The 18,265-nt window shown below is 63.7% G+C and carries 20 protein-coding genes; 12 read left to right on the top strand and 8 right to left on the bottom strand.

The annotated features are described in order from the left end of the window. Positions 1-57 precede the first annotated feature (57 nt). Complete coding sequence (locus DU505_RS05200) at positions 58-1,002, bottom strand: 2-dehydropantoate 2-reductase (protein ID WP_114477910.1); 945 nt, start codon at positions 1,000-1,002, stop codon at positions 58-60. A gap of 73 nt (positions 1,003-1,075) precedes the next feature. Next, entirely contained in the window at positions 1,076-1,243 is a 168-nt protein-coding gene (locus DU505_RS22485; RefSeq protein WP_181872730.1) for a hypothetical protein, read from the bottom strand. Positions 1,244-1,321: 78 nt separating this feature from the next. On the opposite strand from DU505_RS22485, the gene DU505_RS05195 reads away from it, so the two are divergent. From DU505_RS05195 to phoU, 5 genes are read left to right on the top strand one after another with little or no spacing between them, the layout of a single operon-like run. Next, a complete protein-coding gene (locus DU505_RS05195; RefSeq protein ID WP_422666996.1) occupies positions 1,322-2,302 on the top strand; it encodes a PstS family phosphate ABC transporter substrate-binding protein in 981 nt (326 codons plus the stop codon). Positions 2,303-2,345: 43 nt separating this feature from the next. Next, complete coding sequence (locus DU505_RS05190) at positions 2,346-3,479, top strand: ABC transporter permease subunit (protein WP_114477974.1); 1,134 nt, start codon at positions 2,346-2,348, stop codon at positions 3,477-3,479. Beyond that, positions 3,476-5,083, top strand: coding sequence for a phosphate ABC transporter permease PstA (gene pstA / locus DU505_RS05185; protein WP_114477909.1), 1,608 nt, complete (start codon positions 3,476-3,478; stop codon positions 5,081-5,083). Before DU505_RS05190 ends, pstA begins: the two co-directional genes overlap by 4 nt. A 19-nt stretch (positions 5,084-5,102) precedes the next feature. Continuing rightward, positions 5,103-5,963, top strand: a complete 861-nt coding sequence (gene pstB / locus DU505_RS05180) for a phosphate ABC transporter ATP-binding protein PstB (RefSeq protein WP_114477908.1) — start codon at positions 5,103-5,105, stop codon at positions 5,961-5,963. 25 nt (positions 5,964-5,988) lie between these two features. Further along, the gene (phoU, locus tag DU505_RS05175; protein ID WP_114477907.1) at positions 5,989-6,717 is read left to right on the top strand and encodes a phosphate signaling complex protein PhoU; all 729 of its coding nucleotides are present in this window, start codon (positions 5,989-5,991) and stop codon (positions 6,715-6,717) included. Here the strand turns inward: phoU and phoR are convergent. Both phoR and phoB read right to left on the bottom strand, forming a co-directional pair. Further along, positions 6,701-8,008 (bottom strand): phosphate regulon sensor histidine kinase PhoR, encoded by a 1,308-nt coding sequence (gene phoR, locus DU505_RS05170; protein ID WP_114477906.1) that lies wholly within the window; start codon positions 8,006-8,008, stop codon positions 6,701-6,703. The two genes, phoU and phoR, sit on opposite strands and share 17 nt — an antisense overlap. 1 nt (position 8,009) lies before the next feature. Then, positions 8,010-8,696: a phosphate regulon transcriptional regulator PhoB gene (phoB, locus tag DU505_RS05165; RefSeq protein WP_114477905.1), complete on the bottom strand. Its 687-nt coding sequence runs from the start codon at positions 8,694-8,696 to the stop codon at positions 8,010-8,012. A 211-nt stretch (positions 8,697-8,907) separates the two neighbouring features. Between phoB and DU505_RS05160 the strand changes: the two genes are divergently transcribed. Then, the gene (locus DU505_RS05160; RefSeq protein WP_114477904.1) at positions 8,908-9,459 is read left to right on the top strand and encodes a hypothetical protein; all 552 of its coding nucleotides are present in this window, start codon (positions 8,908-8,910) and stop codon (positions 9,457-9,459) included. A 33-nt stretch (positions 9,460-9,492) separates the two neighbouring features. Here DU505_RS05160 and DU505_RS05155 read toward each other — a convergent pair whose 3' ends face one another. Beyond that, the gene (locus DU505_RS05155) at positions 9,493-10,083 is read right to left on the bottom strand and encodes an NADPH-dependent FMN reductase (RefSeq protein ID WP_114477903.1); all 591 of its coding nucleotides are present in this window, start codon (positions 10,081-10,083) and stop codon (positions 9,493-9,495) included. A 162-nt stretch (positions 10,084-10,245) separates the two neighbouring features. Between DU505_RS05155 and DU505_RS05150 the strand changes: the two genes are divergently transcribed. The 3 genes from DU505_RS05150 (at position 10,246) to DU505_RS05140 (ending at position 12,748) form a co-directional block, all read left to right on the top strand. Next, positions 10,246-10,683 carry a nucleoside deaminase gene (locus tag DU505_RS05150; RefSeq protein WP_114477902.1) on the top strand — a complete coding sequence of 146 codons (438 nt, stop codon included), beginning with the start codon at positions 10,246-10,248 and terminating at the stop codon, positions 10,681-10,683. 149 nt (positions 10,684-10,832) lie between these two features. Then, positions 10,833-12,041 carry a Na/Pi cotransporter family protein gene (locus DU505_RS05145; RefSeq protein ID WP_245947772.1) on the top strand — a complete coding sequence of 403 codons (1,209 nt, stop codon included), beginning with the start codon at positions 10,833-10,835 and terminating at the stop codon, positions 12,039-12,041. Between the two features lie 26 nt (positions 12,042-12,067). Next, on the top strand, positions 12,068-12,748 hold the full coding sequence (locus DU505_RS05140; RefSeq protein ID WP_114477900.1) for a phosphate signaling complex PhoU family protein: 681 nt from the start codon (positions 12,068-12,070) through the stop codon (positions 12,746-12,748). Positions 12,749-12,764: 16 nt separating this feature from the next. Here DU505_RS05140 and DU505_RS05135 read toward each other — a convergent pair whose 3' ends face one another. Both DU505_RS05135 and DU505_RS05130 read right to left on the bottom strand, forming a co-directional pair. After that, positions 12,765-13,673: a complex I NDUFA9 subunit family protein gene (locus tag DU505_RS05135; protein ID WP_114477899.1), complete on the bottom strand. Its 909-nt coding sequence runs from the start codon at positions 13,671-13,673 to the stop codon at positions 12,765-12,767. 83 nt (positions 13,674-13,756) lie between these two features. Continuing rightward, on the bottom strand, positions 13,757-14,230 hold the full coding sequence (locus tag DU505_RS05130) for an Lrp/AsnC family transcriptional regulator (RefSeq protein WP_114477898.1): 474 nt from the start codon (positions 14,228-14,230) through the stop codon (positions 13,757-13,759). 291 nt (positions 14,231-14,521) lie between these two features. Here DU505_RS05130 and DU505_RS05125 point away from each other — a divergent pair, with 291 nt between their 5' ends. Next, the gene (locus DU505_RS05125; RefSeq protein ID WP_114477897.1) at positions 14,522-14,863 is read left to right on the top strand and encodes a zinc ribbon domain-containing protein YjdM; all 342 of its coding nucleotides are present in this window, start codon (positions 14,522-14,524) and stop codon (positions 14,861-14,863) included. An 11-nt stretch (positions 14,864-14,874) separates the two neighbouring features. Here the strand turns inward: DU505_RS05125 and DU505_RS05120 are convergent, their stop codons facing one another. Further along, the gene (locus DU505_RS05120; protein ID WP_114477896.1) at positions 14,875-15,915 is read right to left on the bottom strand and encodes a TAXI family TRAP transporter solute-binding subunit; all 1,041 of its coding nucleotides are present in this window, start codon (positions 15,913-15,915) and stop codon (positions 14,875-14,877) included. A gap of 326 nt (positions 15,916-16,241) precedes the next feature. Here DU505_RS05120 and DU505_RS05115 point away from each other — a divergent pair, with 326 nt between their 5' ends. Beyond that, positions 16,242-16,706, top strand: coding sequence for an SUF system Fe-S cluster assembly regulator (locus DU505_RS05115; protein WP_114477895.1), 465 nt, complete (start codon positions 16,242-16,244; stop codon positions 16,704-16,706). A 76-nt stretch (positions 16,707-16,782) separates the two neighbouring features. Next, on the top strand, positions 16,783-18,225 hold the full coding sequence (gene sufB / locus DU505_RS05110) for a Fe-S cluster assembly protein SufB (RefSeq protein ID WP_114477894.1): 1,443 nt from the start codon (positions 16,783-16,785) through the stop codon (positions 18,223-18,225). Positions 18,226-18,265: the final 40 nt, after the last annotated feature.

Raw genomic sequence — 18,265 nt, 5'->3', positions numbered from 1 at the left:
ATCATGCCGCTGTCCCGGACGCGTAGAAGATGAGCCATCGATCAGGAAACGAATGACCTAGTGGTCGATCGGTGCTTCGTCGCGAGCCGCCAGCTCCTGGGGTAGCAGGGCGGCGTGGACCAGCTGATGGGTCGGGGTGGCGACGCCCACGGCACGGCCAAGCCGCACCACGGCGCCATTCTGCGACTCCAGTTCCGAGGGCTGGCCGGCCATGATATTGCGCTGCATGGAGGAGGTGCTTTCCGCCGGCATGGCATCGATGAACTGCATGGCACGAGCGGCGGCATCGCTGGGGAAGGCCACCCCATGGCCACGGGCGACGGCATCGATCTCATCGAGCATGCGTTCGATGGCGGCGCGTGTCTCGGGCAGCTGGCGCGTCACCCCGATGGGCATGCGGGTGATGCTACCGATGCCGCTCATGGCGCAGATGAACAGGAACTTGCTCCACTGGGCCACCTTGATGTCATCGGGGATCTCGGCGCTGACCCCCCGGGCCCCGTCGAAGACGGCCTTGAGCTGGCTGATTCGCTCGCTGGTATGATTGTCGCACTCGCCGAAACGCACGAAAGGGTCCACCCCGGCGTGGCGCACATGCCCCGGGGCCTCGAGCCATGCCAGAATGCCGCACAGGCCATCGACCACCGGTGCCTTGCCCAGCACATCGCTCAGTGTGTCGGCAGCCTCCACTCCGTTCTCCAGTGGCAGCACGACGGTGTGCGGTCCGATCATCGGTCGAATCGCTTCCGCCGCCTCGCGCACCTGCCACGCCTTCACCGCCACGATCACGCAATCCACCGTGCCGACGCTTGCCGGGTCGTCGGTGGCCTGTGCAGGGCGGATCAGGACATCCCCCTTGATACTGGTGACGGCCAGCCCATCCTGGCGGATAGCGGCCAGGTGCTCGCCACGGGCGATGAAGGTCACGTCCTCACCCGCCTCGGCCAGGCGAGCGCCGAAGTAGCCTCCCACACCGCCGCTACCCATGATTGCGAATCTCATCTTGTCTCCTGCGACTCGGCGTCTTCCCGTAAGGATAGGATAATCAGGATAGTGTGACTGCAAGTCGACGTATTCAACGACTTCCGGCCACGATGAGCGACATTATGTCGAACAGGCCTTCGAGGCCGGCGCCGAAGGGTATATCCTCAAGGGCAATCCAGACGAGCTGCCAGTAACTATTCACCAGATGATGCAGGGGCGGCGCTACTTCAGCAAGACCTTGTAATATGTCCTGGGTCATACAGATTCGTGCAATAGAAGAAGGAGGCACTTTGTTCAAGGGTAGGGGGCGTGGCGAAGTAATACCGGGCAGGGAGCCGTGAGGCGGGCACTGGTTTGGCGGCTGTCACGCTGGCGGCATTGCCTGCTGGCTTCGCTGGTCGGCCTTGCCCTGGTGCTTGCGCAAGCCCAGCCTCTGGCGCAGGTTCCGGTGCGTGCCGATATGCCCACGGGGACGCTGGGTACAGTGGGCTCCGATACCCTGGCGGGACTGATGCTGCGCTGGGGTGAACAGCTCACCCACCGTTACCCGGGCGTACGCCTGCAACTGCAGGCCAGCGGCTCCGCCAGTGCCCCCCCGGCGCTGACCGCCGGTACCACCCGACTGGGCCCCATGTCGCGTGCCATGACCGATGAGGAACACGACGCGTTCGTGACGCGACATGGCTATCCGCCGTTGGAGGTCGAGGTGGCCCGCGACGCCCTGGTGGTGGTGGTACATCGCCACCACCCGCTCGAGGCCCTGTCTCTCGAAACGCTCGACGCGATCTTCTCGCGTACCCGTCATTGTGGTGCCGAGCACCCCGTTACGCGTTGGGAACAGCTGGGTCTAGACGCCCCCGCCCGACGCATCGAGCTGCATGGCCGCAACCTGGCGTCAGGCAGCTACGGCCTGTTTCGCCAGCGGGCGCTATGCGACGGCCAATATCGGCGGCGGCTCAACGAACATCCCGGTTCAGCGGCCGTGGTGGCGGCGGTTACCGAAAGCCTCGACGCCATCGGTTATGCGGGCCTCAACCACCTGACCCCGGGAATCAAGACCCTGGCCCTGGTGGATGCCGATGGGGTGGTGCATGCCCCGGATGCCGAGAACGTACGGCAGGGCGGTTATCCCCTGAGCCGCTCGCTCTATCTCTACCTCCATCTGCCCCCGGGTGAAGCGCTGCCGGCGCCGGAGCGCGCCTTTCTCGACTTGGTGCTGTCGCCTCAGGGGCAGGGCACGGTAACGGAGTTGGGCTTCGTGGCCCTGCCCGAGGAGATGCTAGCGCGCCAGAGGCAAGAACTGGGCCTGGCGCCGTGAGGCCGTCATCCAACTGTCATCAAGCTGTTATATGCTTCTGCTCATGATCAAGCCCTCGTCCGCTGCGCCTTCGCCCCGCTCCCCCCGGCGTCATCTACTCGACCGCCTGGCGACGGGGCTGATCGCGGCGGGGGGTATCGGTGTGATCCTGGCGGTGCTGGCCATCGGCGCCTTCCTGGCGCTCGAAGTGGTGCCGGCGCTGCTAAGCGGTGCACTGAGTCAGGGGCAGATCACCCGTTCACTGTCACCGCTGGCCTGGGGCACGTTGAAGGCGGCTTTCTGGGCGATGGTGTTTGCCGTCCCCATGGCACTGGGAGCGGCCATTCACTCTTCCGTCTACATGTCTCCACGGCTACGCAGCCGCATCAAGCCCACACTGGAGCTGATGGAAGCCCTGCCCGGGGTGGTGGTCGGCTTCGTGGCGGGCCTGGTGCTGGCACCCTGGGTGGAGCGCCACTTGGCTGGCGCCTTCGTCCTGCTGCTGGTGATGCCGCTGGGCGCCCTGATGGCAAGTGGCATTTGGCGACGCTTGAGCCCTGCCGTTCGCCAAGGAATGCCGCTGGCCTGGGCCGGCCTATGGCTGGTGCCCTGGCTGGCCATGCTGGGGATGGGTGCGCTGGAATTGGCCCCCTGGCTGGAAGCGTGGCTGTTCGGCGGTGATCTGCGCGGCTGGCTGGATGCCGAGCTTGGTATCGATTATGCCAGCCGTAACGCCCTTATCGTCGGCCTGGCCATGGGCTTTGCGGTCATGCCCAGTGTCTATGCCCTGGCGGAGGATGCGTTGTCGGGCGTGCCGAGCAGCCTGGGAGAAGGTGCCCAGGCCATGGGGGCAACGCGCTGGCAGACCCTGTGGAAGGTGGTGCTGCCGGCAGCGGCGCCCGGCGTCTTCGCTGCCGTGATGATCGGCGCCGGCCGCGCGGTGGGTGAGACCATGATCGTGCTGATGGCCAGCGGCAATGCTGGGGTGATGAGTCTCAGCCCCCTGGAGGGAATGCGCTCCATGGCGGCGGGAATCGCCATCGAGCTGCCCGAGGCAGTACCGGGCAGCGACAGCTACCGGCTGCTGATCCTGGCGGCACTGCTGCTGTTCCTTTTTACCTTCCTGGTGAATACCCTTGCAGAGGTGGTGCGTAGCCGGCTGCGGCGTCGCTACCGTCGGCTGGGAGATTTGTCGTGAGCCTCTCCGCGGTAACGGGTTTTCGCGCTCGGCTGCCCCGGGGCGAAGGCCCCTGGGCCTGGCTGGCCGCCGGCAGCGTGGCATTGTCGCTGCTGCTCTTGGCAGGGCTGCTGTCCCTGATTGCCGTTCGCGGCCTTGGCCACTTCTGGCCGTCATCGGTGTCGCTGGTGGAGCTCGACGATGGCCAGGTGTTCGCGGGCCGTGCGGTGCGCGAACTGCCGTTGCCGGCAGCGGATGGGGCAATCCGGGCCCGGGAGCGGCTCTACTTTACCGGCAACCGCGACCTCGATGGCCATGTCTGGCGATGGGTGGCGGTGGCGCGCATTACCGGGAGCGAGCGGCCCCGCGAACTGGTCGTGCTGGAGCGCGGTCGCCACGGTGATTTCATCGGTCGCCTGGTCGAGGTGATGCCTGCCGGACAGCGCGGCACATCGGTCGGCGATGGTGATGGCGATGGTGGTAGTGGTAGTAAGGTCGCCTGGGCCACGCTTCAGGCACGCCTCTCCGCCGTCGATGCATTGCGCGCCGAGCGCGACGAACTGCAACACCGCGTCATCCCGCCCTTGGTGCGTCGGCTCGGGAATGACCCCGCCGATAGCCAGGCGCAGCGTCGACTGGCCGAGACCAACGAGCGGATTCGCGGGCTCCAGCAGAGCATGCGGGCGGATGCGGTGGTACTGGAGAGCGTTGACGGCCGGCGCTTGGTCCTTACCCTGGACGAGGTGCTGCGTGCCTGGCGACCCAATGCCATGTCGCTGCCGCAAAAGCTGGGTGCCTGGGGGCGGGGGGTATGGCGCTTCCTCTCCGAGGGGCCAAGGGCCGCCAATAGCGCCGGCGGCGTATGGCCGGCGATCTTCGGTACCGTGCTGATGGTGATGCTGATGTCGCTGCTGGTTGCCCCATTCGGCGTGCTGGCGGCGGTCTATCTCAACGAGGTGGCTCACCAGGGCCGCTTGACGAATTGGGTACGCATCGCGGTTCGCAACCTGGCAGGCGTTCCCTCCATCGTCTACGGCGTGTTTGGCCTCGGTGTCTTCGTCTACGGTATCGGAGGCTCCCTTGATGAATGGTTCTTCAGCGACGAGCTGCCATCGCCCACCTTCGGCACGGGCGGGCTGCTGTGGGCTTCACTGACGCTGGCGTTGCTGACCCTGCCGGTGGTGATCGTGGCCACCGAGGAGGGGCTGGCGCGGATTCCCGACCACCAGCGAGAGGGGGCGCTGGCGCTGGGGGCCACGCGATTGGAGATGCTGACCCGGGTGGTGCTACCCATGGCGGTACCGGCGATGCTGACCGGCATGATCCTGGCGGTGGCCCGCGCCGCCGGTGAGGTGGCTCCGCTGATGCTGGTGGGTGTTGCCAAGCTGGCGCCCCAGGTGCCGGTGGACGGCGAATTTCCTTTTCTGCATCTTGAACGCAAGTTCATGCACCTCGGTTATCACGTCTACGATACCGCTTTTCACGGTGATGACATCCAGGCGGCCATGCCGTTGGTCTATGCGACGGCACTATTGCTGGTGCTGGTGGTGGTAGTGCTTAACCTGACTGCAATATTTCTGCGCCATTATTACAGGGCGCGTCACGGGGCGCTGTCGCGCCACTGACCGAGGATAGAGCCACACGATGCCCGAACTGCCGCTCTCACCATCAAGCCAGCCGCGACCGGATGCCACTCGTCCGCACTCGGATCGCGCGAATGTCACGGGGCCGATCATCGACTTCGCCCCCGATGTCAGCTGTCTCGATGTCGAGGGATTGAGCCTGGCCTATGACGGCAAGACGGCACTGCGCGATTTGACCCTACGCCTGCCGCGCCATCGGGTAACCGCCTTCATCGGCCCCTCGGGCTGCGGCAAGTCGACCCTGCTGCGAGCGCTGAACCGGCTGCACGACCTCAACGAAGCAGTCAGTCGACAGGGCAGCATTCGCCTAGAGGGGCAGGAGATTCACGCGCCCGAGGTGGCGGTGGACGAGCTGCGGCGCCGAGTGGGTATGGTATTCCAGGCGCCCAACCCATTCCCCATGTCGATCTACGAGAACGTGGCCTTTGGGCTACGATTGCAGGGTGGCCTGACGCGGCGGCGGATGAACGACATCGTTGAGTGGGCGCTGGGCGCGGCGGCGCTGTGGGACGAGGTGAAGGATCGCCTGCGTGCCTCGGCCTGGTCGCTCTCCATCGGCCAGCAGCAGCGCCTGGTGATCGCCCGTACCCTGGCGGTTCGCCCCGAGGTGCTGCTGCTGGACGAGCCGGCTTCGGCACTGGATCCGATTTCGACGCTGAAGATCGAGGAGCTGATCCGCAGCCTGAAGTCGCAGCTGACCGTGGTGCTGGTTACCCACAACATGCAGCAGGCGGCGCGGGTCTCGGACTATACCGCCTTCCTTCACGACGGCGAGCTAGTGGAGTATGCCCCTACGGCCAGTCTCTTCACCAACCCGCGCCTGGCGCGCACCGAAAATTACATCACCGGCCGTATGGCCTGACCTCGACGGTCACCAGGAGAGTCACATGGACATCACCAGCGATACCCATAGCCAGCATATTTCCCGGCAGTTCAATCAGGAGTTGGAGGAACTCAAGACCCACCTGATGACCATGGGTGGGCTGGTCGAGAATCAGGTCCTGGAAGCGGTGAAGGCCCTGCTCGAGGGAGATAGCCGGCTGGCCGAAAAAGTGCGCGACAACGACCGCCAGGTCAATGACATGCAGCTCAAGATCGACGATGAGTGTACCCGGGTGCTAGCGCGCCGGCAGCCGGCGGCATCGGACCTGCGCCTGGTGCTGGCGGTGATCCGTGCCACCGCGGACCTGGAGCGGATCGGCGACGAGGCGAGCAAGATTGCCCGCAATGCCCTGATCCTGATCGAGAACGGCACCACGGTGCGTGGCCTGGTGGAGGTGCGCCATATCAGCGAGCACGTGCGCAAGATGCTGCGCGATTCGCTTACCGCCTTCGCCCGTTTCGACACCGAGTTGGCGCTGCAGGTGGTGCGTGAGGACGAGGCGGTGGATGACGAGTACGGCAGTGCCATGCGTTCGCTCATGACCTTCATGATGGAGGACAACCGCGCCATCGGTCCGGTGCTCAGCGTGATGTGGATACTGCGTGCCCTGGAACGGGTCGGTGACCATGCCGACAACCTGGCCGAGTACGTCATCTATCTGGTCAAGGGGCTGGATATTCGTCACATGGACCCGGACCAGATCGACGAGGATGCGCTCAAGCGTCGTGGTTAATGGATGCCAGGACCAGCCGCGTATCAGGAAAGGCGCAGCGAAACAGCGCCCCTTGGCCGGGGCGTGTATCGATTTCCAGGGTCGCGTCGTGGCGCAACAGCACGTGCTTGACGATAGCCAGACCCAGGCCGGTGCCGCCGGTGGCGGTGCTTCTACCCTTGTCGACCCGGTAGAAGCGTTCGGTGAGCCGGGGCACATGCTCCGGGTCGATGCCGTCGCCGTCGTCCTCTACCTCGATGCAGGCACCTAGGCCGCACGCCTTCCAACGTATGACGATATGGCTGCCCGCCGGCGTATAGCGTACGGCGTTGTAGGCCAGATTGGATACCGCACTGCGGATCTCCTGTTCGCTGCCGAGCAGCGCCCGCTGCTCGTCGATCTCCACCGATATCCGCTGCTGGCCGTTGGCGAGCGCCGCGGCATCGCGGCGGATGCTCTCGAGCAGTTCGCTCATGTCCAGCGGCGCGTGGTCGTCACCGCTCTGCTCGAGTTCCAGTCTCGAGAGCAGCAGCAGGTCGTTGACCAGACTCTGCATGCGCGTGGTCTGCCCCTGCATCTGGGCGAGGCTACGGGCGAGGCGGGGAGGCAGCTGGTCGGCGTTGTCGGCGTAGGTTTCGAGATAGCCGGCGAGTACGGTCAGCGGCGTTCTTAGTTCATGAGAGACGTTGGCGACGAAGTCGCGTCGCATCTGCTCCAGGCGATGCAGGCGCGTGATGTCCCGCGCCATCAATAGCCGCTCGTCGTCACCGTAGAGGGTGATCTGGATCTGCAGCATCATCCGCTCGTCGATGGGCGATGGCAGCGTCAGGGGGTCACGGTAGTCGCGGGCGTTAAAGTAGGAGACGAAGCGCGGATCGCGCACCAGGTTGGTGATGTGCTGGCCGCGATCGTGCTGTGAGCGTAGGCCCAGCATGCGGTCGGCGGCGCCGTTCCACCACTCCAGGTCGCCATGCTGGTCGAGCATCACCACGCTGTCGCGCATGGCTTCCGAGGATTCCTGGATGCGTTTGAGGGTGGTACGCAGTCGCTCCTGGGTGTGCCGCTGGCCCTTCTGATAGCGGTAGAGGCGGTCGAACAGCTCCCCCCACAGGCCATTGGCGGCGGGTGGCTCGGCCTGGGGGTTGCGGGTGAGCCAGCGGTGCAGGGCGCGCAGCCGGCACAGGTGGCGGTAGAGGTAAAGACCCAGGCCAGCGGCAAGGCCGAGCCCGAAGGCTGAGAAGAACCAGCCGATCAGGCCGCCGGCCCCGGCTATCAGCCCCAGGCGCCAGAGTTCATGGCTCCATAGGCGCATGTCAGACCTTGTTGGAAAAACGGTAACCGGTTCCACGCACCGTCTGGATCAGGTGCTGGTGGTCGCCCAGCGCCTTGCGCAGGCGACGGATATGCACGTCCACGGTGCGCTCCTCGACATAGACATTGCCGCCCCACACCTGGTCGAGCAGCTGGCCGCGGGTATAGGCCCGTTCCTGATGGGTCATGAAGAACTGCAGCAGGCGATACTCGGTAGGCCCGATTTCCAGCGACTTGCCATTGGCACTGACCCGATGGCTGACCGGATCGAGCTGCAGCCCCTCGACCTCGACCAGGTCTTCCACTCCTTTCGGGGTGGAGCGGCGCAGCACGGCCTTGAGCCGGGCTACCAGTTCTCGCGGCGAGAAGGGCTTGGTGATGTAGTCGTCTGCGCCGGCCTCGAGCCCAAGGATCTTGTTGTCTTCCTCGCCCTTGGCGGTGAGCAGGATGATCGGCAACTCGCTGGTGGCGGTCTCGCGCTTGAGGCGTCGCGCCAGCTCGATGCCGCTGGTACCGGGCATCATCCAGTCGAGCAGCAGCAGGTCGGGCTGCTGGTCGACGACCATGGCGTGGGCGGTCTGGGCATTGTCGGCCTCGAGCACGCGGTAGTCGGCCATTTCCAGGGCCACGGCAATCATTTCGCGGATCGGCGCTTCATCATCGACGATCAGAACGGTCTTGGTTGTCATTCGGGGCCTCTAGCTCAGTAGCGGGTCGATGACGATAACAGCACGATATCATGTCATTTAGATGACAGCGCTGCACCAGGATCTCGATGGGGAGCTGTGCAGCCTGCCGCGGCCGCGATAGAATCCGACGGGATTCGCCACCTTGTTCCGCCCGTCGAAGGGGCATGAGGGGTTTCGTCAATGAATCGCCGATCGAGGGAGTACGGGCACTATGGCAATACGCACGCGTTCAGCAGGATTGGGCCTGCTGGTGGCCCTGCTGGCAACTGGCTGTGCCGGGCGTTCGGAGCCGCCCCCGATGGAAGCGCAGGCGCCACCGCAGGCCGATGTACCGCCGCCTTCCGCGCAAGCCGAACTGCCGCCGAATGGCACGACACGGGAAGATCGCTACTGGCTGCCGGCGCTGTTCGCTACCGAGGAGGATGAAGTGCATTACTTCATCAGCCGGCTGGCGGATCGGCGCTTCATCGACACCTATGGCGGCGACGAGCATCCGCGGGTCTGGTACATCGCGGCGGAGCGGCTGGGTCAGATCGGCAAGCCGGCCGTGCCACTGCTGTTCAGCCTGATCGACAGTACCGACCCCTACGAGCTGATGCTGGTGCTCTACGCGCTACAGCTGGCGACACAGGACCCTGCACTGCTGGTGGAGACGGGCGGTGACTACGTCCAACTGGGGTCCGTGCTGGCGGAAAGCGCCAACCTCGAGAACCGCCAGATCGCGCTGGCGTGGTGGCAGCGTCACGGCTGGCGCTGGGAGTAGGTGCTTGCCTGCATAATCAGGGGTTCCCCCGGGCTAGCGGTTGAATAGCCTCGTTGTATCGACCAGTCGCTGACAGATGGCGTCGAGCTTCTTTTGATGGGCCTCGTCGGTCAGGGCGCCATCGTCATCGAAGGCGTCACCCGCCTTGGCCACGGCCAATTGGTCCGGCAGTACCGTCACCCCGATATTGCTCAGCAGTTGGCGCATCAGCGTCAGGCTGCGCATGCCGCCAAGCCCGCCGGGAGAGGCGGCGAGCAGCGCTGCGACCCGGCCCGCGAACAGCTTGAGGCCGCTTTCGCCTTCATGGGGGCGGCTGATCCAGTCGATGGTGTTCTTCATCAACGGGGTGATGAAGCCGTTGTACTCGGGGGAGGCGAGCAGCAGGCCCCGGTGCTCGGCCAGCAGCTTGCGCAGTGCCAGTGCGTTTTGAGGCAGGCCATGCTCGGCCTCAAGGTCGCCATCGTAGAGCGGCATTGGATAGTCGCGAAGGTCGATGAAGGTGGCCTGGGCGCCTAGCGCATCCAGTCGTCGGGCACCAAGGCGGGCCAGCCGTTTGTTGAAGGAGGCTTCCCGGGTACTTCCGGCGAACACCAGAATACGGGCTTGGGTCGTCTGATCGGGCATGTTGGGTCTCCCTGGGTCATTTCGTCATCGCGGTGAGTCTGGTCGGGCAGGGCGTCACATCCTTCGCTTCGCCGGCCGGTCGCCGCGCAGAGTCGCTGCTGTTTTGCTATGGTCACGTCGGAACTGGCTTTTTCCTTCTCATGGACTCGGAGTCAACCTTCCATGGACAAGTATATGCAAGCTGCCCTGGATGAAGCGCACCAGGGCCTGGCTGAGGGAGGTATCCCCATCGGCTCGGTGCTGGTCTATCGTGGGCGCATTCTGGGGCGGGGCCATAACCGGCGGGTGCAGTCGGGCAGCACCGTGCTGCATGGCGAAATGGATGCCCTGGAGAACGCGGGGCGCCAGCCAGCCTCAGTGTATCGGGATTGCGTGCTCTACACGACGCTGTCACCCTGCCCGATGTGTAGCGGAGCCATCCTGCTCTACGGTATTCCCCGAGTGGTTGTCGGCGAGAATCGCAGCTTCATGGGTGAAGAAGCGTTGCTGCGCTCTCGGGGCGTCGACGTCGAAGTCCTGCAGTCGCCGGCCTGCATCGACATGATGTCCGATTTCATCGAGGCGTCGCCCGAACTCTGGAACGAAGATATCGGGGAATAGCGCACCGTACCGGGAGGTAAGCCCATGCCGGCGAGGCGATTTACCTGGCTGTCATGAAACTGTCACATATCCCGGTTACCTTGCGCGGACAGTAACGTGGGTGTCACACACCCGTCATTCTGAACGTGTAACCTCACAACGGCCTTTTCATGTCGAAACCAGATACCTCTTCGCCCGACACGAACCGAGCGGCTCTTACCCGCGAGCACAAGCGTGAGGTACCGGCCTGGATGCGCGGCATCTACGCCGGTATCTGTCTCTACCTCTTCCTTGCGGCGCTGAACGTACTCGGTTCGGGTCTGGGGACGTTCGGCAAGGCCAGCGATTTCCTGACCCAGCTTTTCGCCTACGGTGAGAACCCCTTCATCGCCCTGTTGGCCGGTGTGCTGGTCACCATGATCGTGCAGAGTTCGTCCTTCACCTCGGCGCTGATCGTGACGCTGGTGGCCAGCGGTGAGATGACGCTGGGTACGGCGGTGTTCGCCATCATGGGGGCCAATATCGGGACGGCGGTCACCGGGGTGATCGTGGCGCTGGCCAATGTGCGCATCAAGCGCAACTTCCGGCGCTCGTTTACGGCGGCCTTGATGCATGACTTCTTCAACATCCTTACCGTGGCGCTCGTCTTTCCCCTGGAGTACATCAGCGGGCTTTTCCATGAGGAAGGAAGGGGGATCTTTACTCAGGTGGCGGGCTGGCTGGCCGAGCTGATCGGCCTTGAAGAGGTGGCCCGACCCAACAGCCCGATCAAGGTGGTCACCGCACCGGTGGTCGATGCCGCGAATGGTATCGCCTCCCTCCTGACGACCGCCCCCACTTCCCAGGGGCTGCTGGTAGCCGGTCTCGGCATGCTGCTGATGTTCGGTGCGCTGATCTTCATGGTGCAGAATCTGCGCGGCGCACTATTGCGCCATATGGACGGTCTGTTTCGTACCTACTTCTTCCGCAGCGACCTGCGTTCCTATGGTGTTGGCCTGGTCTCCACCGTACTGGTTCAGTCCAGCACCATCACCAGCAGCCTGATGGTGCCGCTGGCTGGCGCCGGCGTTGTTCGCCTGCGCCGTGTGCTGCCCTTCATGATGGGGGCCAACCTAGGTACTACGATTACGAGTGTGCTGGCCGCCACAGCGAACCCCGTGGCCGCCGCGATGACCGTGGCCCTGTTCCATGTCATCTTCAATTTGACCGGCACCGCCATCTGGTACCCGCTGCGCTATATCCCGGTTCGGATTGCCATCTGGTATGGCCGGCTGGCAGCACGCCAGACCCGCTATGCCTTCGTCTTCCTGATCGGCGTATTCCTGGTGATACCGCTGCTGGGAATCGGCGCCACCGAACTGTTCACGAGCCTGCGCTGAGCGCGGTGACTCAGGAGATTTCTGCCATGTTTCGACAGCTTTATAGCGCCCTGACTTCGGAAAACACGCTCAACTTGGCGTTCGAGGACCTGACCCAGATGCTCAAGCACGGAGCCTGGATGTTCGACCGCGCCAACGAGGTCCTGCACAGCAAGGCATCGGCCGATGAGGTTCGCCAGCCGCTCTATGACCGCGACCGGGCAATCAATGAACTGGAGCGTTCGATTCGCCGCAAGGTGCTGCGTCACCTGACCGTCAATCCGGGCCATGATGTCGCCATTTGCCTGGCCTTGATGAGCGTGGCCAAGGATGCCGAGCGCATCGGGGACTACTGCAAGAATGTCTTCGAGGTGGGGCATTTCTACAGCGAAGGCTTCCATGTGCCCAAGTATCAGGAGCCGCTCGATAATATGGCGCTCGAGATGGGCGACATGTTTGACAAGGTGATCAAGGCAACGCGAAATTCCGACGAGCAGCAGGCTCGCCAGGCGCTCTCCAAGGCCGTGGAAGTGCGCCAGCGCAGCGACCGCTTGATCGAGGAACTGTTTCGCGACGAGCGCCAGATCGAGTTTCACGAGGCGGTGGCTTACTCACTTCTGGCGCGGCATTACAAGCGCGTTGCCGCGCACCTGGCCAACATCGCCACAGCTGTGCTGGGGCGGTTGGAGGACCTGGATTTCTATTCCGAGGCCGACGGCGATGGCTGAGCGGGCAGGGGTTGGTTCAGCCAGAAATAGCCGCCAAGCATAGCGGCAGGCTGTCCCGCAGGGAGCGTGGCAGTATGCCCAGGTGTTCGAAGGTGCCGACGTCATCGCCGGCGACGTTGTCATGGGCCATCATGACCACTTGGTCGCGCGTCAGCGGGGGGGTAGGCAGGGGCGAGGCCATCAGCGCCAGCAAGTGCCACAGTGTGAAGGGCATCGGCAGCAGGGGGCGTTCTCGCTTCTGCTCCCGCATGACCAGTTCGATCACCTCCCTATAGCGGATAATGTCGGGGCCGCCGAGTTCGAAGAGGCGTCGCTCAAGTGGTTCGTTACCGAGCAGCCGGCCGATGGCGCGGGCCACGTCCATCACATGGACCGGTTGCAGCCGCGTTTCGCCATGGCCGAACAGGGGAATGACCGGCAGCCGCGTCAAGCCTGCCACGGTCGACAGGAAGGCGTCATGGGGGCCGAACATGACGCTGGGGCGCAGGATCGTCGCCTTGGGCAGTGCTGTAACCACGGCTCTCTCGCCTTGGCCTCGGGCACTGACATAGGCCGAGCGTGATGCCGGATCGGCGCCGATGCCCGATATCTGTATCAGGCGTTGGATGCCCGCCTCATGGGCAAGCTGTGCCAGTTGAGCGGCGGCGTCCACATGGATGGTCTGGAAGCGCGCGTTCCGGCTTTCCACGTAAAGGCTGACCGCATTTACCACGCTCTCGGAGCCCTCGAGCGCCTTGGCGATATCGGCCTTGCTGCGAATGTCGACGCTGGCCAGCTCCAGCGGATCACCGGGTTCCGCCCACTCGGGCAGGGCAGGCCGACGTGCGGCGATGCGTACCGTGCGTCCTGCCTCCGTCAGCTCACGAACCACCTGGCCGCCGAGAAAGCCGGTTCCCCCGAAGACGGTGACGCAGCCGATCGCCATCTTTGACTCCCTTCATTCTTTCGTGGGTTCTTAACCTACCAGGCGGCCCATGAGTGGTGCAAAAGGGGCATTTGAGCCCAGATTCAGCCCAGTGGCAGGGGCAGTGCCCCGTTCTCCTTGACGGCGCGTATGGCGAAGCTACTGTCCACGCTGTTGACCATGGGTAGCTTCTGCAGTCGTCGCACCCACTGCTCATAGCCGCGCAGGTCGGCGGTCACCACCTGAAGGAGATAGTCGAAGGCCCCGGAAATGGTATGGCAGTTGATGACGTCCGGCATCTCCCTGACCGCTGCTTCGAACTGTTCGACCAAGGCATCCTGATGCTGGCTGAGGCGTACTTGTACGAAGATGGTGACGTCCAGGCCCAGGCGCTCCCTGTCCAGCTCGGCGCGATAGCGGGTGATCAGGCCATCCTGCTCGAGTCGTCGGATGCGCCTGGCGCAGGGGGAGGGCGATAGATTGACGCGCTCCGCCAACTCTGCGGTGGTCAGGCGGGCGTCCTGCTGCAGGGCCTCCAGCAGCATGCGGTCGATGCGGTCGAGCTTCAAGATACGCATGTCCTTGCCTCATATATGTAACTTTTCGTTATTCCTTGGCTGGGACGGCTAATACTATCTTTGATTCTGGTTAAGATTACCCATGTTTGCCAGCGGAGTTGGCGCACGCTGCCGCCGCTCCTTTCTTGTCCGAATCAGCGGCGGCGGTTGAATCGGGTGGCTGGAGTCGCATTGATCGGACGTGTAGGCTATTCGCCTTTCCTCGACCCCGTGCAGCCCAGCGATTCGCTCGCGCAGTCCTCTGTGCCGTGTTAGCGCTGGCTCGTCTCCACTGCCATCAGGATATAACCCATGAGTGACCTGCCACATTGCCCGGCCTGCGCCTCGGAGTTCACCTATGACGACGGCCTGCAGTTCGTCTGCCCGGAGTGTGGGCATGAGTGGTCGAAGGGGGCGGGGGCCGAAGCGACAGAGGATGAGGTTGCCGTACGCGATGCCAACGGCAATCCGCTCGCCGATGGCGATACGGTCACCGTCATCAAGGACCTCAAGGTCAAGGGCTCTTCCTCGGTGGTCAAGGTTGGCACCAAGGTGAAGAATATTCGTCTGGTGTCAGGGGATCATGACATCGATTGCAAGGTCGACGGCATCGGACCGATGAAGTTGAAGTCAGTGTACGTCAAGAAGGTGTAAGCGCTAGGCTGCTAGTCCGTCTCAGCGTTCGTCTCGGCCTCATCGGCTGCGTCATTTTCTTCGCCGTTGGCCTCATCCTCGATCCAGCCACGCTCGCGGTAGTAGCGCAGGGCGCCTTCGTGCAGCGGGGCCGATAGCCCCTCCTTGATCATTCGCTCAGGCTCGAGCACCGAGTAGGCGGGATGAAAGGCAGTAAAGCGTTCGAAATTGTCGAAAACGGCGGCCACCAGGGTGTAGACCTGGTCCGGATCGGTGGCTTCGCTGGCCACGACGGTAGCGCGGACGCCGAAGGTCTTCACTTCCGGCTGCTCGGGGTAGTAGAGCCCGGCGGGGATTTCGGCCAGGCTGTAGTAGGGAGCGTCGTCCACCAGGGCTTCGACGAAATCCCCCTCGACACCCACCACGGCGGCGTTGCATAGATCGACGGCCTGGCGAATCGTCAGGTCCGGGTGACCCACGGTATAGACCATGGCATCGATATTGCCGTGACACAGCTCCAGGGACTGCTGATCGGCGGGCAGTTCATTGACCAGGGCAAAATCGTCCAGTGACCAGCCCCTGGCCGACATCAGTTGCAGCATGGTGGCACGCTGCCCGGAGCCGGGGTTGCCGATATTCACCGCGCGCTGTTTCAGGTCGTCGAACCCCTGTATCCCCGCTTCCCGGCGTACCACCAGGGTAAAGGGCTCGCTATGCACCGAGAACAGGGCGCGCAATGAATCGTCCGGCCCGGTATCGGCGAAGTTTTCTCGCCCCTCGACGGCATGATACTGCTGGTCCGATTGGGCCAATGCGATCGGGACTTCACCATGACGAAGGTCGCGGAGATTGGCTACCGAGCCTTCCGACGGACGGGCATGGCAGGGGCCCTCTATCAGGCGACAGAACGCCTGGCCTGTGATGTGGTAGACCCCGGTCGAACTGGCCGTGCCGATGACGATTTGTGTTTCACCAGCCTGAGCGGGCTGCAACAGTGCCAAGGCAAGCAGCAGGCTACCGCCAAGTCGTGCCACCCCCGCGCTGGCTTTCGTGACAGTTTCACATGGTTTCATGGGGTCTCCCTGCCACGTCTCGCGGCGCGTAGCGGCTTTATTATGTCTCTGTTCAGTCTAGCAGGCAGGTGGAGATAGGCCTCGACCTTGGCAGGCGCACGCGAGCCATCCTTTGAATGACCTGACATGGGATTGCCCAGCCAGCCCAGCAAATGCGAATGATTGTCGTTATTGTGCGATCGGCGTCGATCTTGCCGCTATCGTGCCGCTAGCCCTGGCCAAATGGGCAGAGGGGACTTCACATCGAATCCATACAGGACTAAAATGGTCCTCAATCGAATGCGAAGCTCGTACAGGGCTTGGCGGCGAATCGTGAGGAGTCAGGCATGCTCAAGCTTTCTCGGCTGACCGACTATGCCGCGGTGGTGATGGCACAGATCGCGCGTCACCCGGAGCAGCCTCACGCGGCGGCCGACTTGGCCGAGGCGGTGCAGTTGCCTCATCCGACCGTGAGCAAGACATTGAAGATGCTGGTGCGTGCGGGGCTGCTGGAATCCCGTCGTGGCGCCCAGGGCGGCTATTCGCTGGCACGGCCGGCGTCGCGCATCACGGCGCGCGACATCATCACCGCCATCGAAGGGCCGGTGGCGATGACCGAGTGCAGCCATGTGGATGGCGACTGCGACCTGCTCGCCACCTGCGGTGTGTCCGATAACTGGCAGCGTGTTTCGCTGGCGGTACGCACCCTGCTCGATAGCGTGACCCTGGCGCACCTGGCCGACTCCTCGCCGATCAAGTTGCCGGTACAGCTGCCCATACAGAGTATCAGTCTGGCCGCCGATTCGGCCTGAGACGCGCAAGCCACCGAACACATTACCCGAGCGGGCTCGCTGCTCGCCGACCCAACCGCCCGGGAGGGGAACCATCATGGCAAGTCAGGAAATGGAACAGCTGGTCCGTCGCGAATACAAGGAAGGCTTCGTCACGGATATCGAGAGCGACACCATCCCGCCGGGGCTCGATGAGGGCACCATTGCCTTCATTTCCCAGAAAAAGGGGGAGCCGGAGTGGATGCTGGAGTGGCGGCTGAAGGCCTATCATCAATGGCTGAAGATGACGCCACCCTCCTGGGCGCACCTCGATTATCCGGCCATCGACTACCAGGCGATCTCCTACTTCAGTGCGCCGAAACGCCCGGAAGATCGCCCCCAGAGCCTCGACGAGGTCGACCCCAAGCTGCTCGAGACCTATGAGAAGCTGGGTATCCCGCTGCACGAGCGGGCGGCGCTGGCCGGCGTGGCGGTGGATGCGGTATTCGATTCCGTGTCGGTGACCACCACCTTCAAGGAGAAGTTGGGCGAGGCGGGCGTGATCTTCTGCTCCATTTCGGAGGCGATCCGCGACTACCCGGAGCTGATCAAGCAGTACCTGGGCACGGTGGTGCCGGTGGCCGACAACTACTTCGCCGCGCTCAATTCGGCGGTCTTCACCGACGGCTCCTTCGTCTTCGTGCCGGAAGGCGTGACCTGCCCGATGGAGCTCTCCACCTATTTCCGGATCAATGCTGCCAATACCGGCCAGTTCGAGCGCACGCTGATCATCTGTGAGAGCCGCGCCCAGGTCTCCTACCTGGAAGGCTGTACCGCACCACAACGTGACGAGAACCAGCTGCACGCCGCCGTGGTCGAGCTGGTGGCCCTCGATGATGCCTACATCAAGTACTCCACAGTGCAGAACTGGTACCCGGGTGACGAGGACGGCAAGGGCGGCATCTACAATTTCGTGACCAAGCGCGGCGACTGCCGTGGCGACCGTTCACGCATCAGCTGGACCCAGGTCGAGACCGGCTCCGCCATCACCTGGAAGTATCCCTCCTGCGTACTGCGCGGAAAGGACAGCATCGGTGAGTTCTACTCAGTGGCGGTGACCAACGGCCGCCAGCAGGCCGACACCGGCACCAAGATGATCCATATCGGCGAGGGCACGCGCTCCTACATCGTCTCCAAGGGCATCTCCGCCGGCCGCAGCAACCAGTCCTACCGTGGGCTGGTCAAGATCGGCCCCAGGGCCAAGGGCGCGCGCAACTTCACCCAGTGCGACTCGCTGCTGATCGGCGACCAGTGCGGCGCTCACACGTTTCCCTATCAGGAGATCGGCAACAGCACCGCGACCGTCGAGCACGAGGCGACCACCTCGAAGATCGGCGAGGACCAGCTGTTCTACTGCCAGAGCCGGGGTATCTCCGAGGAGGACGCGGTGAGCATGATCGTCAACGGCTTCTGCAAGGACGTGTTCCAGGAGCTGCCGATGGAGTTTGCCGTGGAGGCCGAGGCATTGCTTAACGTGACCCTGGAAGGCGCTGTCGGCTAGACGCTATTGGGCTCGCTCATGATGCGCTTCAAGGGCGATG

Origin of the sequence: Billgrantia montanilacus (assembly GCF_003336675.1) — a bacterium.
Taxonomy (GTDB): Bacteria; Pseudomonadota; Gammaproteobacteria; order Pseudomonadales; family Halomonadaceae; genus Halomonas; species Halomonas montanilacus.
This window is presented reverse-complemented; position numbering and strand designations above follow the sequence as displayed.